General features: G+C 52.2%; 1 protein-coding gene. It reads left to right on the forward strand.

Features of this window, described 5'->3' with window-relative positions:
• Window positions 1-76 precede the first annotated feature (76 nt).
• Window positions 77-1246, forward strand: a complete 1170-nt coding sequence (locus AAC854_RS22480) for an IS701 family transposase (protein WP_340619034.1) — start codon at window positions 77-79, stop codon at window positions 1244-1246.
• Window positions 1247-1406: the final 160 nt, after the last annotated feature.

Here is a 1406-nt window from a genome sequence, read left to right on the forward strand (position 1 = left end):
CCTAGTACTACAGTCGTAATGTGTATTGTGTCATGATAGCTATCGTCCTTCTTTCTAACCCTAAGGGAGGTGCCACATGGCCTCACCTGTTAATCTCTGGGAACAGGAACTCCTGACCGCCCATTCCCGTCTGACTCCGCTGTTTCATTCTGCAAGTTCTCAACAACGTTGTCTGGATTATCTTCGCGGATTACTCAGTGATGTGGAACGTAAAAATGGCTGGCAACTGGCTGAATGGCTGGGTGAACGCTCACCGGATGGTATTCAATATTTTCTGGAACGAGCCCATTGGGATGCTGAAGCCGCTCGCGATATCTTACGTGATTATGTCACCGCACATTTGGCTGATGAGCAAGGGATCCTCATTATCGATGAAACCGGTTTTATCAAAAAAGGGACGCATTCTGCCGGGGTACAGCGTCAGTATAGTGGGACGGCGGGACGGGTTGAAAATAGTCAGATAGGGGTCTTCCTGTGTTACGCCGGCAACGACGGTCATGCCTTCATTGACCGGGCTTTATATCTGCCCAAACAGTGGACGGAGGATCGCCCCCGCTGTGATGCCGCTGGCATTCCCGACTCGGTCAGTTTTGCAACCAAACCCCAGCTCGCCCGGCACATGCTGGCGCGGGCATTCAAGGCCAATATCCCCTGTCGCTGGGTCACCGCCGATGCGGTCTATGGACATGATCGCTGCTTGCGATGCTGGCTGGAATCTCAGCATCAACCGTTTGTCTTAGCGATCCCCAAAAATGAGCGCCTCTGGTGGCAAAAACCGCACTACACCCGAGCAGACACCATTGCAGCCAGTCTGACCCCTGACGACTGGGAAAAACAGTCAGCCGGACTGGGAACAAAAGGCGAACGTTGGTATGACTGGGCACGGATCCCGCTCTGGCGCTTACAAGTGAGTGAAGAGGAACGGCGTTATGGCCATTATCTGCTGATCCGGCGTAACCGGGATGAGAAGCAGGAACTGGCCTACTATGTTGTCTATGCCCTTAAAGAGCAGGCCGATCTCAAGACGCTGATTCAGGTGGCCGGACATCGCTGGGAAATCGAAAGCGGTTTTGAGGAAACAAAAGGCGAGTGCGGTCTGGATCATTACGAAGTCCGGCAGTGGCAGAGTTGGTATCGGCATATGACGTTGTCATTATTGGCGCATGCGGTTCTGGCGGTTTTGCGGATACAGGAGAAAAAAAACGCCGGCGGGACTGATAGCCCTGAGTGTAGCGGAACTGCGTAAGCTCCTGTCAAAACTGATGAGAAAAACAGGAGAAACCCTAAAGCAGATTTTATATTGGTCAACCTGGCGACGACGACATCAGTATCGCGCACAACAATGCCATTATCGTCGGCGGAATAGCCTTATGATTACAGAACGATTACGACTGTAGTACTAGGCT

It is taken from the genome of Xenorhabdus entomophaga (assembly GCF_037996725.1).
In the GTDB taxonomy this organism is placed as follows: Bacteria; Pseudomonadota; Gammaproteobacteria; order Enterobacterales; family Enterobacteriaceae; genus Xenorhabdus; species Xenorhabdus khoisanae.